Here is a 13,683-nt window from a genome sequence, read left to right on the forward strand (position 1 = left end):
GGGAAGCGTTCTGGGAAGCGTTCTGGGAAGCGGTACGAACGGCGCGCTCCGGATCGTGCGGCTCGCCAACTTCGTGACCTCCACCTCCGGCGGCCTGCGCACCGCGCTCGACCAGCTCGGCCGCGGCTACCTCGCCGCCGGGCACGAACCCGTCCTCCTCGTCCCCGGCGATGTCGCGAGCGACCACCACACCGAGCAGGGCCGGGTCATCACCCTCCCGGGGCCCGTCCTGCCCGGCACCGGCGGCTACCGGGTCCTCGCCGACCGGCGCCGGGTCGGCCGCCTCCTCGACGCACTCTCCCCCGACCGGATCGAGGTCTCGGACCGGACGACCCTGCGGTGGACGGGGGAGTGGGCGCGCCGCGCCCGGGTGCCGGCGGTGATGGTCTCCCACGAGACGGCGGACGGTGTGCTGCGGACCTGGGGCGTTCCCCCCGCGCTCGCCGCCCGCGCGGCGGACCGGCTCAACCGCCGCACGGCCTGGGCCTTCGCCCGGATCGTCTGCACCACGGAGTGGGCGGAGCGCGAGTTCCTGCGGATAGGGGCGCGCAACGTCGTACGGGCTCCGCTCGGCGTGGACCTGGAACGGTGCCGGCCCGGCCGCCGCAGCACCGTGCTGCGCGCCCGGTACGCGGACGGGGAACGGGTCCTCCTGGCGCTGTGCTCGCGGCTCTCCGTCGAGAAGCGGCCCGGCACGGCCCTGGACGCCCTCGCGGAGCTCCGGGGCGCCGGGGTCCGGGCGGCGCTGGTCGTCGCGGGCGACGGGCCCCTGCGGGGCGCCCTGGAGCGGCGGGCGCGCGAGCGACGCCTCCCGGTGCGGTTCCTCGGGCACGTCGCCGACCGGGAGGCCCTCGCGGATCTCCAGGCCGCGGCGGACGTGTGTCTGGCCCCGGGGCCAGCGGAGACGTTCGGCCTCTCCGCGCTGGAGGCCCTCGCCTGCGGGACGCCGGTCGTCGTCAGCGCCTCCTCCGCCCTCCCGGAGGTCGTCGGGGCCGCGGGAGCCGTGGCCGCCGACACCCCGCAGGCCTTCGCGGAGGCGGTACGGGGGGTGCTGGCCGTTCCCGAGGCCGCCCGCCGCGCGGCGGCACGCGCGCGTGCGGAGCGATTCACCTGGGACCGGTCGGTCGCCGCGTTCCTCCACGCCCACGACGCGCTGCCGGCGCCCGTACAGGCGCCCGTCCCGTCTCTCGTCCCGGCGCCCGTACCGTCCGACCTCCACCGGCCCTCCCTGCCACCGCAGGCCGTCGTCCCGTCCCGCACCGAGGAGGCACGCCGATGACCGTCGAGTCGTCCCTCGGGGCCCGGACGGCGGTGCCTCCCGGGTCCGCAACCCCGGACGGTCCCGTCCGCTTCGCCGTGCTCGGCGACTCGTTCAGCGAGGGCCTCGGCGACCGGGTGGACGGGGCATGGCGCGGGTGGGCACCCCTGCTCGCCGACGGGCTCGCGGCCGAGGGACGGAAGACGGTGCTCCTGAACCTCGCCGTCGGGGGCGCCCTCAGCCGGGACGTCGACGAGGACCAGCGGCCCCGGGCCCTCGCCTTCCGGCCGCACCTCGCCTCCGTGGTCGTCGGGGTCAACGACACCCTGCGCCGCACCTTCGACATCGGACTCCTCGCCCACCGCCTCGACCGCGTCCTCGCGGACCTCGACGCGGCCGGGGCCGTCGTGCTGACCGCGTGCCTGCCCGACCCCGGGCGGATGCTCGGCCTGCCGCCGCCGCTGGCCCGCCCGCTGGCCCGCCGCCAGCGCACCGTCAACGCCGTCGTGCACGCCCTGTCCGACCGGTACGACACCGTCCACCTGCACCTCGACGACGCCACCTGGACCGAGGACCGTGCCCTCTGGAGCGCCGACCGGCTCCACCCGGGCGAACGCGGCCACCGGGCCGTCGCCGCGGCCTTCCACCGGCTCCTCGTCGCCCGGGGGCTCGCCCACGGCACACCGCCCGCGCGGGAGCCCGCGGAACCGCCGCCGACGCGGGCGGAGGCCCTGCTCTGGCTCGCCACCGCCGGAACCGGCTGGGTGCTACGGCGCAGCCGCGACCTGCTCCCGCAGCTGCTCCTGCTGGCCGGCGCCGAACTCCGCCACTGGGCCGACGGCACCGGCACCGACCCCCTGGACGCGCGCGCGGACGCCGCCCTCGCCGCCGCGCTCACGGCCACAATGGGGAGATGAACGGGCGCTGGGAGTTCTGGATCGACCGGGGCGGCACCTTCACCGACGTCGTCGGGCGGCGGCCCGACGGGCGGCTCGTCACCCGCAAACTGCTCTCGCACGACCCCGCGCGCCACCAGGACGCCGCCGTCGCCGGGATCCGCGCGCTCCTCGGCCTCGGCCCCGGCGAACCCGTCCCCGCCGACCGGATCGCCGTCGTCAAGATGGGCACCACCGTCGCCACCAACGCCCTCCTGGAGCGGCGCGGCGAACCGACCCTCCTCCTCGTCACGGAGGGCTTCCGCGACGCCCTCCGCATCGCCTACCAGAACAGGCCCAGGCTCTTCGACCGGCACATCGTGCTGCCCGAGGCGGTGTACGCGCGCGTGGCGGAGGTCCCGGAGCGCGTCGACGCCCACGGCCACGTCGTCCGCCCCCTGGACGAGGCCGCCGTCGCCGAGGCGCTCGCCGCCGCCCACCGGGACGGGTTCCGCTCCGTCGCCGTCGTCCTGCTGCACGGCTACCGCCACCCCGCCCACGAGACCCGGATCGCCGAGGCCGCCAGGGCCGCCGGCTTCACCCAGATCAGCTGCTCCCACGAGGTCAGCCCGCTCATCAAGCTGATCCCCCGCGGCGACACCACCGTCGTCGACGCCTACCTCTCGCCGATCCTGCGCCGGTACGTCGACGAGGTCGCCCGCGAACTCGCCGGAATCCGCCTCATGTTCATGCAGTCCAACGGCGGACTGCGCGAGGCCGCCCACTTCCGCGGCAAGGACGCCGTCCTGTCCGGACCGGCCGGCGGCGTCGTCGGCATGGCCCGCACCTCGGCACAGGCGGGACACGACCGGGTCATCGGCTTCGACATGGGCGGCACGTCCACGGACGTGTCCCACTACGCCGGCGAATTCGAGCGTGAACTCGGTACACAGGTCGCCGGGGTGCGGATGAGAGCCCCGATGATGAGCATCCACACCGTCGCGGCGGGCGGCGGCTCCGTCCTCCACTACGACGGCCGCCGCTACCGCGTGGGCCCCGACTCGGCGGGCGCCGTCCCCGGCCCCGCCTGCTACCGACGCGGCGGCCCGCTCACCGTCACCGACGCCAACGTCATGCTCGGCCGCGTCCAGCCCGCCCACTTCCCCGCCGTGTTCGGCGAGACCGGCGACCGGCCCCTGGACGCCGACGTCGTACGCGAGCGGTTCACGGCCCTCGCCGCGGAGACCGGCGGCGGCCGGACCCCGGAGGAGGTCGCCGCGGGCTTCCTGGAGATCGCCGTCCTCAACATGGCCAACGCCGTCAAGAAGATCTCCGTCCAGCGAGGCCACGACGTCACCCGGTACGCCCTCACCAGCTTCGGCGGCGCCGGCGGCCAGCACGCCTGCGCCGTCGCCGACGCCCTGGGCATCGACACCGTCCTCGTACCCCCACTGGCGGGCGTGCTCTCCGCGTACGGGATCGGGCTCGCCGACGCCACCGCCATGCGGGAGCGGTCCGTCGAGGCCGAGCTCGACGCCCCCGGCACCCACGCGCGCGTGACGGCCCTCTGCGCCGAACTCGCCGAGCGGACCCGCGAGGAGCTGCGCGCCGACGGCCTGCCGGACGCGGCCGTCACCACCCACGCGCGCGTGCTCCTGCGGTACGCGGGGACGGACGCGAGCCTCCCCGTCGACCTCGCCCCCACCGCATCGATGAAAACCGCGTTCACAGCCCTCCACCGGACCCGGTACGCGTTCACCATGGACAAACCGCTCGTCGTCGAGGCGCTCTCCGTGGAGGCCGTCGGCAGCGCAGGCCCGCACGGCCCCGTCCTCGTCGACACCGGCGAGCGGACGGGCCCCCTCGCACCCCGGGCCACCGTCCGGATGCACAGCGGCGGGACACCCCACGACACCCCCCTCCACCGGCGCGAGGACCTCCGCCCCGGCGACACCGTCGACGGCCCCGCGCTCCTCGCCGAGGCCGACGCCACGACCGTCGTCGACACCGGCTGGCGGGCCACCGCGACCGACGGCGGACACCTCCTCCTGCACCGCGTCACACCGCGCCCCGCGCGCGTGGCCGCCGGGACGGACGTGGACCCGGTCCTCCTGGAGGTCTTCAACAACCTCTTCATGGCCATCGCCGAACAGATGGGCGTGCGCCTGGAGAACACCGCGCACTCGGTCAACATCAAGGAACGCCTCGACTTCTCCTGCGCCCTCTTCGACGCCGAGGGCAACCTCATCGCCAACGCGCCGCACATCCCCGTCCACCTCGGCTCCATGGGAGAGTCCATCAAGGAGGTCCTGCGGCGGCGCGCGGACGACCTGCGGCCCGGCGACGTGTACGCCATCAACGACCCATACCACGGCGGCACCCACCTGCCCGACGTGACCGTCGTGACCCCGGTGTTCGGCGACGAGGGACACGAGCTCCGGTTCCTGGTGGCCTCCCGAGGCCACCACGCCGAGATCGGCGGCATCACCCCCGGCTCCATGCCCGCCTTCAGCCGCACCGTGGAGGAGGAGGGCGTTCTCTTCGACAACTGGCTGCTCGTCCGGGACGACCGGCTCCGCGAAGCCGAGACCCGGGCCCTGCTCACCGGCGCCCGCCACCCCTCCCGCGACCCCGACACCAACCTCGCCGACCTGCGCGCCCAGATCGCCGCCAACGAGAAGGGCATCGAGGAACTGCGCAGGACGGTCGGCGAGTTCGGTCTCGACGTCGTCCAGGCGTACATGCGGCACGTCCGCGCCAACGCCGAGGAGTCCGTCCGCCGCATCGTCGCGCGCCTCCACGGCGGCGCGTACCGCTACGAGACGGACGGGGGCGCGGTCATCGCCGTCGAGGTCCGCGTCGACCGCGAACGGCGCTCCGCCGTCGTCGACTTCACCGGCACCTCACCCCAGCTGCCCGGCAACGCCAACGCGCCGACGTCCGTCGTCATGGCCGCCGTCCTGTACGTCTTCCGCACCCTCGTCGACGAGGACATCCCGCTCAACAGCGGCTGTCTGGAGCCCCTGGAGGTCCGCGTCCCGGCCGGCTCCATGCTCGCGCCCGTCCACCCCGCCGCCACCGTCGCCGGGAACGTCGAGACCTCCCAGGCCGTCACGGGCGCCCTGTACGCGGCCCTCGGCGTCCAGGCCGAGGGCTCCGGCACCATGAACAACGTCACCTTCGGCAACGCGCGCGTGCAGTACTACGAGACGGTCGCCAGCGGCTCGGGCGCGGGCGACGGCTTCGACGGCGCCGACGCGGTCCAGACCCACATGACCAACTCCCGGCTCACCGACCCCGAGGTCCTGGAATGGCGCCACCCGGTGCGGGTCGACTCCTTCGCGGTACGTGAGGACGGTGGCGGGCGCGGCCGGTGGCACGGCGGCCACGGCGTGGAGCGCCGCATCCGCTTCCTGGAGCCGATGACGCTGGCCCTCCTCACCGGACACCGCAGGGTCCCGCCGTACGGGATGGCCGGCGGCGAGCCGGGCGCCCTCGGCGAGAACCTCGTGGAACGCGCCGACGGCGCCGTCGAGCACCTCGGCGGCGCCGCGACGACCGAGATGGGCCCCGACGACGTCCTGGTCCTGCGCACCCCCGGCGGCGGTGGCTACGGTCCGCCGCCCGCCTTCCCGTGAGGGACCCCGCTCAGCGCACCGGCACGAACCGCACCGGAGTCCCCGGCACCGCCTGCGCCGCCGCGCCCAGATCGGCCTCCCGGACCACCGCGACCACCGGGTAGCCCCCGGTCGTGGGATGGTCCGCGAGGAAGACCACCGGGCGCCCGTCCGGCGGCACCTGCACCGCGCCGAGGACCATGCCCTCGCTCGCCAGCTCTCCCGGCAGCGCCCGGTCGAGCGCCGGTCCTTCGAGCCGCAGCCCGATCCGGTTGCTCGCCGGCGACACCCGGTACGCGCGCGTGGCGAACGTACGCAGGGCGGCGGCGGTGAACCAGTCGTCGCGGGGGCCCAGCCGGACCCGCAGGACGAGCTCGCCCGGCGGGCCCGGCCAGGGAGGAGCGTCGACCGACCCCCGTACGGCCGTGTCCGCTCCCAGCGGCAGCACCGCCCCCTCCGCCAGCGGCGCCGGGCCGAGCCCGGACAGCAGATCGGTGGAGCGGCTGCCGAGTACCGGTTCGACGGCGATCCCGCCGCCGAACGCCACGTACGAGCGCAGCCCGCGGACGGCCGCGCCGATCTCCAGGAGGGACCCGGCCGGCACGCGGATCGCCGTCCCCCAGGCGGCCGGACGCCCGTCCACCCGGACCGGGCACGGCGCACCTCCCACCGCGACGGTGACGGCGCACCGGGGCCGCAGCGCGCACCCGTCGATGGTGGTCTCCAGGACCGCCGCCCCCTCGGAGGCGCCGACGTTGCCCGCGAGCCGGTTGAGGAGCCGTACGGCTCCCGGGTCGAGGGCGCCCGAGCGGGGCACGCCGAGATGCGCGTACCCCGTGCGCCCCAGGTCCTGCACGGTGGTCAGCGCCCCGGCCCGGACCACGGCGACGGCACGGTCGGTCATCGCCGCCCGTCCTGTGCCGCGGAATCCGTGAACCGGACCCGGGTGCCCGGCGCGAGCAGCGCGGCGGGCTCCCGTCCGGCGTCCCAGAGCACCACGTCCGTCGTGCCGATCAGCTGCCAGCCCCCGGGGGAGGAGCGCGGGTACACGCCCGTGTAGGGCCCGGCGAGGGCGACCGACCCGGCCGGGACGGCGGTGCGCGGTGTGGCCCGCCGAGGCACCTCGTACCGCTCGCCGAGACCGGTCAGATAGCCGAAGCCCGGCGCGAACCCGCAGAAGGCGACCCGGAACTCGGTCGTCGTGTGGACACGTACCGCCTCCGCGACGGACACCCCCCACAGCGCGGCGACCTCCGCCAGATCGGGCCCGTCGTAGCGGACCGGCACCTCCACCACCGCGCCCACGCGCGCGTGGAGCGGCCCGACCTCCCAGCGCTCCACCTCGGCCGCGAGCCGGGCGGGGTCAGCCACCCCGTCGAGCAGCACCGTCCGCGCCGCCGGCACGATCTCCCGTACGGCGGGGAGCACCCCCGCCGCCCGCCGGCGCAGCAGCTCGGCGTGAAAGGCCTCCGTCTCCGCGCCGCCGGCCAGTTCCACCAGGAGAGCCCGTTCGCCCACGCGCAGCGTCCGCACGCTCACGCGAAGGCCTCCACCCGGAGCCCGGAGGTCTCCAGGCCTTCCCGGACCCGGCGGGCCAGGTCCACCGCGCCGGGGGTGTCCCCGTGCAGGCACAGCGACCGGGCCCGTACGGCGACGGAGCTCCCGCAGTGCGCCGTCACGATCCCGAACCGGGCCATGGCCACCGAGCGCTCCACGACCTGGGCCGGATCGCTGACGACGGCCCCCTCCTGCCCCCGTGGCAGCAGGGAGCCGTCAGCCCGGTAGGCCCGGTCGCCGAAGGCCTCGGGGACGACCGGAAGTCCGGCCTCCGCCGCGGCCTCGTGCAGCCGGGACCCCGGGAGCCCCAGGACGGGCAGTGTCCGGTCGGCGAGCAGGACGCCCTCGACGACCGCCGCGGCCTGCTCCTCGTCCCGGACCACCCGGTTGTAGAGCGCGCCGTGCGGCTTCACGTACGCGACGCGTGAGCCCGCCGCCCGGGCGAAGACCTCCAGGGCGCCGATCTGGTACGCCACTTCGGCGGCCAGCTCCTCCGCCGGGACGTCCATCGAGCGCCGGCCGAAGCCGGCCAGGTCCCGGTAGGAGACCTGGGCCCCGATCCGTACGCCCCGCTCGGCCGCGAGCTCGCAGACACGCCGCATGGTGGCCGCGTCCCCGGCGTGGAAGCCGCAGGCCACGTTGGCGCTGGTGACGACGGAGAGCAGTCGCTCGTCGTCGGTCAGCGTCCAGCGGCCGAACCCCTCTCCGAGGTCGGCGTTGAGGTCGATCGAGGCCCAGGTCATGTGGTGCTTCCTTTCCCACCTGGTCGTGCGGTGGTGCTGTGCGGTGCGGGTGCTGCTCGGAGTGGTGTGGCGTGCGGTTCAGACGGAGGCGCTCATGCGAGTTCCCTCCCGCGCGTCTCGGGCAGCCCGAACAGGGCCAGGACGGCCAGGCCGTAGCCGATGGCGCCGAACACCAGCGCCCCGCCCACCCCCCAGCTCCCGGCGAGGAAGCCGACCAGGGTGGGGAAGACGGCGCCGATCGCGCGGCCCGTGTTGTACGTGAGGCCCTGCCCCGTCCCGCGGACCGGCGTCGGGTACAGCTCGGCGAGGAAGGAGCCGAAGCCGCTGAAGATGGCCGACATGCAGAAGCCGAGGGGGAAACCCAGCACGAGCAGAAGGGAGTTCGCGCCGACGGGGATGTTCGTGTACGCCAGGACGGACAGGGCCGACAGGACCGCGAAGAGCGCGATGTTCTTCTTCCGGCCGAGCCGGTCCGTGAGATAACCCCCGGTCAGGTAGCCCGCGAAGGCCCCGGAGATCAGGAAGGCCAGATAGCCGCCGGTGCCGACGACCGTCAGACCGCGCTCGGTCTTCAGGAAGGTCGGGACCCAGGTGGCGAGCGTGTAGTAGCCGCCCTGGACGCCGGTCGAGAGCAGGATCGCGAACAGCGTCGTGCGCAGCAGCGCGGGACGGAAGACCGCCCGGAACGAGCCGCGGTCCGTACTGGCCCGGCGGAGTTCGGCCGCCTGCGGGGCGTCCTGCACGTTCCGCCGCACGTACACGACGAGCAGGGCGGGCAGCGCGCCCGTCCAGAACAGGATCCGCCAGGCGAGGTCCGCGTCGGCGAACTGGAACACCACGGTGTACGCGAGCACCGCGAGGGCCCAGCCGGCCGCCCAGGCGCTCTGGACGGCGCCGAGCGTACGGCCCCGGTGCTTGGCGGAGGCGTACTCGGCGACGAGGATCGCGCCGACGGCCCACTCGCCGCCGAAGCCGAGGCCCTGGAGCGCCCGGAAGACCAGCAGGGTCTCGTAGTTCGGAGCGAAGCCGCAGAGCACGGTGAAGAGCGCGTATGTGATCACCGTGATCATCAGTGCCTTCACGCGGCCGACGCGGTCGGCGAGGACGCCGGCGAGCGCGCCGCCGACCGCCGAGACGACGAGGGTGACGGTGGTCAGGAGGCCGGTCTGGCCCTTGTCGAGGTTGAAGTAGGCGGCGATGGCCACCATCGACAGGGGCAGGGTGAAGAAGTCATAGGAATCCAGGGCGTATCCGCCGAATGCGCCGCCGAAGGCGCGCCGGCCGCGCGGCCCGAGGGCGCGCAGCCAGCCGAACGCGCCCGTGTGGTCGGGCTGTTCGCCCTGGGTCTGCTGTCGGGTCTGTGTCGTGCTCATCTGCACCTCGCAGGAGGGGGAGGCGTGCCTGAGAGACGTACCGAGGAACCGTGCGGTGCCGTCAAGGTAGGGGATTGTTCAACGATCCGACAAGAGGCATGTTGGCGGACCCCTGCTTTCTGCGGTTGACTCGGCCGCGGACGACGGAAGGGGAGAGGCGCTGTGGACGTGAGTGAGGCCGGAGGTCTGGCGGACGACCGCGCGCTGCTCGGGCGTACGAGCACGGCGGAGCGGGTCGCGGACATCCTGCGGACCCGGATCGCCGAGGGCTACTTCCCGCCCGGCGTCCGGCTCTCCGAGGAGAGCATCGGCGGCGCCCTCGGTGTGTCCCGCAACACACTCCGCGAGGCCTTCCGGCTCCTCACCCACGAGCGCCTGCTCGTCCACGAGCTCAACCGCGGGGTCTTCGTCCGGGTCCTCGCCGTGGGTGACGTGGACGACATCTACCGCACCCGGCGGCTCGTCGAGTGCGCCGTCGTCCGAGGCCTCGGACAGCCGCCCTATGCCGTCGACGGCCTCGTCGCCGCCGTCGAGGAGGGCGAGAACGCGGCCCGCACCGACGACTGGCCGGGCGTCTCCACGGCCAACATCCACTTCCACCGCGAGCTCGTCGCCCTCGCCGGCAGCGCGCGCACCGACGAGCTGATGCGCGGCGTCCTCGCCGAACTCCGGCTCGCCTTCCACGTCGTGGACGACCCGCGCGTGCTGCACGAGCCCTATCTCCTGCGGAACCGGGAGATCCTGGACGCCCTGCGCGCAGGGGAGCGGGCCTCGGCGGAGCGGCTCCTCGCCCGCTACCTCGACGACTCCCGCGCCCGCGTCGCCGCCGCCTACGCCGAGGCCGTGGCCGACCCGGCAGGCCCGTGACGGCCGGCCCGACAGGCCTGTGACGGCCGGCCCGGCAGGCCTGTGACGGCCGGCCCGGCGGCCTCCGCGAGCCCGGTCGCATCTGCGCCGTTTCGACCGTTGTCAGTTCGAGGACCTAATCTGTCCACCGTGACTTCGCCTGCCTCGACGGACCTCGCTCCGCCCCAGCTCAGCGCGGCGCCGCGGCCCGCACAGGGCCCGGCCGCCGACGAAGGGCTCGCGCGGCGCCTCCGCGCGCTCGCGTGCACCGCCCCGCTGCACGACCTCGACGCGCGCAAGGCGAACCTGACCGGCGAGTACACGGTCTACGCGATGGCCGAGGTGGCCCTCTCCGCGATCGACCTCGTCACACTCAACATGGACTTCGACACCGGCGCCGACCACGAGCAGATCGTCGCCCGGCTGCTGCCCCGCGTCGCCGCCCAGGCACCCTCCCGCCCCGCCGCCGAGCACGAGCGCGTCGCCCGCTGGGTCCTGGAGAACCTGATCAACGTCGGCAGCGTCGACCGCGGCTTCCGCGCCGTCTACGGCACCTTCGGCACCGACGGGGTCTACGTCCGCAGGGACTACGACTTCAAGCTCATCGAGGAGGTCCCGGGTTACGGGGGCGGCGTCTACCTCCGCACCACCGACGAAGCGGTCAACGTCCTCGTGGGCGCCCTCGACACCGACGTCACGAGCGCCCAGATCGCCGCCGAGGTGAAGCTGGAGGTCCTCATCAGCCGGGGCCGCCTCGCCGACGCGCAGCTCGCCGCCGAGCAGGCGCGGTACCGGACCGTGCAGTACGCCGAGAGCCTCCGCAAAACCCTGGAGGCCACCCGGCGCAACGTCCGCGCGGTGGACTGGCTCCAGGCGGTCCCGGACATGATCGACGAGGCCCTCGACCACGTGGCCGACCGCTACCGCCACGAGAACGCGATCCTCACCAACATCCGCAAGGCCCGCGACGAGGCCGAGACCGGGCTTGATCCAAAAACAGCCGAGCACAAGCGCCGCGCCGCCGAGCTCGTCGACATAGTGAAGGACTGCATCCGGCGCCACACCCAGCTCCAGTCCCGCCTCCTGGAAGCCGGGCCGCTTTTCCGCGCCGAACAGGACCGGCAGGCCTTCGCCGCCCCCACCGCGTACACCGGCCTCGACCTGTACGGGCAGCTGGTCGCCCCGATCCTGCCGCTCCCCGTCGAGCAGGCCGGCAGGGTCACCGACGCCTTCTTCGCCCACGGCACCGGACTGCGCACCCCCGCGTCCGTCCGCCTCGGAGACCTCGTCGACCTGCTCCTCACCCCGCCCGTGGAGCGCGAGCACCTCGGCGCGGAGATGCCCGAGCCCGACCTGATCGCCACCCCCGACGACTCCCGATTCAGCGAGGAGCAGCTCGCGAGCGCGATGCGTCTGCTCGACCTGGAGCACGACGCCCCTCGCCGCCTCTCCGGTCTGCTGGCCGAGGCCCGCCTCCTCGACGACGACCTGCCCTACCTCGTCGCCCTGCTCGCCGTGCACGCCGCCAGCCCGCCGGTCGGCACGGCCTACCGTCAGGGCGAGGAGCGCCTCCTCTTCGCCGTCGACGACGGCACCCCGCTGGACGACCCCGAGTTCGGCGGCGCCGACCTCATCGTCGGTACGGCCCTCCTCGACGCGGTGGGCATGGCCGCCGACCGCTCGGAGGCGACGTGACCGTCATCCCGACCGCCCCCACGGACTCCTCCGACGCGGCCGCACCCGACCCCGAGGCACGCCAGGAGCCCCAGACGCCCCCGGCGGACACGGCCCGGACGTCATCGGCGCCTGGGCCCTCCGAGCCGGTGGCATCCGAGTCGGCGACGTCCGCGCTGCTGACGTCCACGCCCGGGATCTCCGCGTCCGAGCCGTCCGGCACGACGCCGCGACCCGCCGCCGAGCCGACGGTGATCGCGGCACCGGCCCCCGCCCCGGCCGACGGGCCGGCCGGCGCCACCGTCGTCCCCGGCCCCAGGCCGGAGACGGCAGCACTCGGGCAGCAGCCCGAGCAGGACCCCCAGCCGGAGCCCGAGCCGGAGCCCGGCCCGGTCAGCCCGGCAGTCGACCGGGCCGGTGCCGAGGCCGGCCCGCGGGTGCGGGCCGTGCGCGTGGACCGGCCCGCCGGCGCGCGTGGCCAGGCCGGTGCCGAGCCCCGGACCGAACCCGGCACGAAGCCCCGGCTCGGAGCCGTACCGGCGCCGGAGCCGTCCCGCGCCGACGCCGCGTCCCGGCGCAGGAGCGTCCCGACCGTGCGCGCCGTGCGGCTCACGGCCGAACCCGCCGCGCCCGCCCGCCGCCCCGCGCCCGCGCCGGCGGCCGTGACCCCCGTACCGCTGCCCCTGCCCGTGCCCCCGCCCCGACCCGTCACCGACGACGTACCGCCCGAGAGCCGCACCGAGGAGCCCCAGCCGTGAGCGAAACCCACGCCGAGTACGCCGACGCGTGGAGCGAGCAGGAGCCCCCGCACGTCCCGGCGGGCCCCGCCCCCTCCTCGCCGTCCGCGGTCACTCCCGCCGATGCCGCCGACGCCGCCCGGCTCGTCTCCTTCGGGCTCCAGCCCAAGCTGCTCCCGGCCCGGGACGCCGAGTACACGGAGCTGCTCCGCCGCTACCGCGAGGACCCGCCCTTCGCGCGCCTCGCCGACGCCGTCGCCACCGGCCTCGGCCTCGTCGTCCTGGAGGTCTCCCCGCGCGCCGGGATGGCCGTCACCGCCGGCGAGGACTCCGTCTTCGCCGTCCGCATGGGCGACTACGCCCGCCGCGCCTCGCCGGACTCGGCCGACCGGTTCCTCCACGGCCTTGCCCACCTCGCCGTCGCCGCCATGGCCTTCCCCCGACCCGAGGACCTCGCCGACGACGGGTACATCGGCCGCCTCACCGTCAACGGCGTCGACGCCTTCGTACGCCAGGCCTGTCTGCGGCTGGAGCAGCGGGCCGATGAGCTCGGCGAGAACACCGACCCGGCCTCCGACGCCCCCGGCCTGGAGGCCGGCTGGCGGATCTACGCCCGCCGCAGCGCCACCGGAGCCACCAAGGACGCCCGCCGCCTCGCCGGATCCACCACCGGCATCGTCGGCAAGGCTGCCGCCTTCCTCACCGACTCCGGCTTCCTCCAGCGCACCGGCGACGAGGGGGGTGGCTCCTACCGCACGACCGCCCGCTATCAGCTCCAGGTCCGCGACATGGCCGGCTCCGCCGCCATGGCCGAGCTCCTCGAACTCGGTGTCGTGCCGGTCAGCGACGGCTCGGCGACCCTCGTCCCGCCGCCCGAGGGCGACGACCTGGAGCTCGCCGCCGACGCGGGCCTCCCGTTCCACGCGTAACCGCCCCACGCCCCCGCGTAACCGCCCCGCGCCGCGCAACCGACCTTCCTGAGCACGACGAGCACGAGAGTCCC

General features: G+C 75.1%; 11 protein-coding genes. 7 read left to right on the forward strand and 4 right to left on the reverse strand.

From position 1 onward, the window contains the following. Positions 1 to 10: 10 nt before the first annotated feature. Genes OG357_RS32905 through OG357_RS32915 form a run of 3 tightly spaced genes read left to right on the forward strand, consistent with a single transcriptional unit; the run spans position 11 to position 5,771 of the window. Positions 11 to 1,279 (forward strand): glycosyltransferase, encoded by a 1,269-nt coding sequence (locus OG357_RS32905; protein WP_329625765.1) that lies wholly within the window; start codon positions 11 to 13, stop codon positions 1,277 to 1,279. Continuing rightward, entirely contained in the window at positions 1,276 to 2,175 is a 900-nt protein-coding gene (locus OG357_RS32910; protein ID WP_329624577.1) for an SGNH/GDSL hydrolase family protein, read from the forward strand. The genes OG357_RS32905 and OG357_RS32910 overlap by 4 nt, the downstream gene beginning before the upstream one ends. Then, a complete protein-coding gene (locus tag OG357_RS32915) occupies positions 2,172 to 5,771 on the forward strand; it encodes a hydantoinase B/oxoprolinase family protein (RefSeq protein ID WP_329624578.1) in 3,600 nt (1,199 codons plus the stop codon). The genes OG357_RS32910 and OG357_RS32915 overlap by 4 nt, the downstream gene beginning before the upstream one ends. A 10-nt stretch (positions 5,772 to 5,781) precedes the next feature. On the opposite strand, the gene OG357_RS32920 is transcribed toward OG357_RS32915, so the two are convergent. From OG357_RS32920 to OG357_RS32935, 4 genes are all read right to left on the reverse strand, one after another. Further along, on the reverse strand, positions 5,782 to 6,654 hold the full coding sequence (locus OG357_RS32920; protein WP_329624579.1) for a biotin-dependent carboxyltransferase family protein: 873 nt from the start codon (positions 6,652 to 6,654) through the stop codon (positions 5,782 to 5,784). Beyond that, positions 6,651 to 7,283, reverse strand: a complete 633-nt coding sequence (locus OG357_RS32925; protein ID WP_329625766.1) for a 5-oxoprolinase subunit B family protein — start codon at positions 7,281 to 7,283, stop codon at positions 6,651 to 6,653. The genes OG357_RS32920 and OG357_RS32925 overlap by 4 nt, the downstream gene beginning before the upstream one ends. A 2-nt stretch (positions 7,284 to 7,285) precedes the next feature. Next, positions 7,286 to 8,050 (reverse strand): LamB/YcsF family protein, encoded by a 765-nt coding sequence (locus OG357_RS32930; protein WP_329624580.1) that lies wholly within the window; start codon positions 8,048 to 8,050, stop codon positions 7,286 to 7,288. 92 nt (positions 8,051 to 8,142) lie between these two features. Then, complete coding sequence (locus tag OG357_RS32935) at positions 8,143 to 9,423, reverse strand: MFS transporter (protein ID WP_329624581.1); 1,281 nt, start codon at positions 9,421 to 9,423, stop codon at positions 8,143 to 8,145. 162 nt (positions 9,424 to 9,585) lie between these two features. Here OG357_RS32935 and OG357_RS32940 point away from each other — a divergent pair, with 162 nt between their 5' ends. The 4 genes from OG357_RS32940 to OG357_RS32955 all read left to right on the forward strand — a co-directional run bounded on the left by OG357_RS32940 (position 9,586) and on the right by OG357_RS32955 (position 13,609). Further along, on the forward strand, positions 9,586 to 10,290 hold the full coding sequence (locus OG357_RS32940; RefSeq protein ID WP_329624582.1) for a GntR family transcriptional regulator: 705 nt from the start codon (positions 9,586 to 9,588) through the stop codon (positions 10,288 to 10,290). Positions 10,291 to 10,419: 129 nt separating this feature from the next. Continuing rightward, positions 10,420 to 11,964: a hypothetical protein gene (locus OG357_RS32945; RefSeq protein ID WP_329624583.1), complete on the forward strand. Its 1,545-nt coding sequence runs from the start codon at positions 10,420 to 10,422 to the stop codon at positions 11,962 to 11,964. Further along, entirely contained in the window at positions 11,961 to 12,701 is a 741-nt protein-coding gene (locus tag OG357_RS32950) for a hypothetical protein (RefSeq protein ID WP_329624584.1), read from the forward strand. The genes OG357_RS32945 and OG357_RS32950 overlap by 4 nt, the downstream gene beginning before the upstream one ends. Further along, a complete protein-coding gene (locus OG357_RS32955) occupies positions 12,698 to 13,609 on the forward strand; it encodes a hypothetical protein (RefSeq protein WP_329624585.1) in 912 nt (303 codons plus the stop codon). Before OG357_RS32950 ends, OG357_RS32955 begins: the two co-directional genes overlap by 4 nt. Positions 13,610 to 13,683 lie beyond the last annotated feature (74 nt).

Source organism: Streptomyces sp. NBC_01255 (genome assembly GCF_036226445.1).
In the GTDB taxonomy this organism is placed as follows: Bacteria; Actinomycetota; Actinomycetes; order Streptomycetales; family Streptomycetaceae; genus Streptomyces.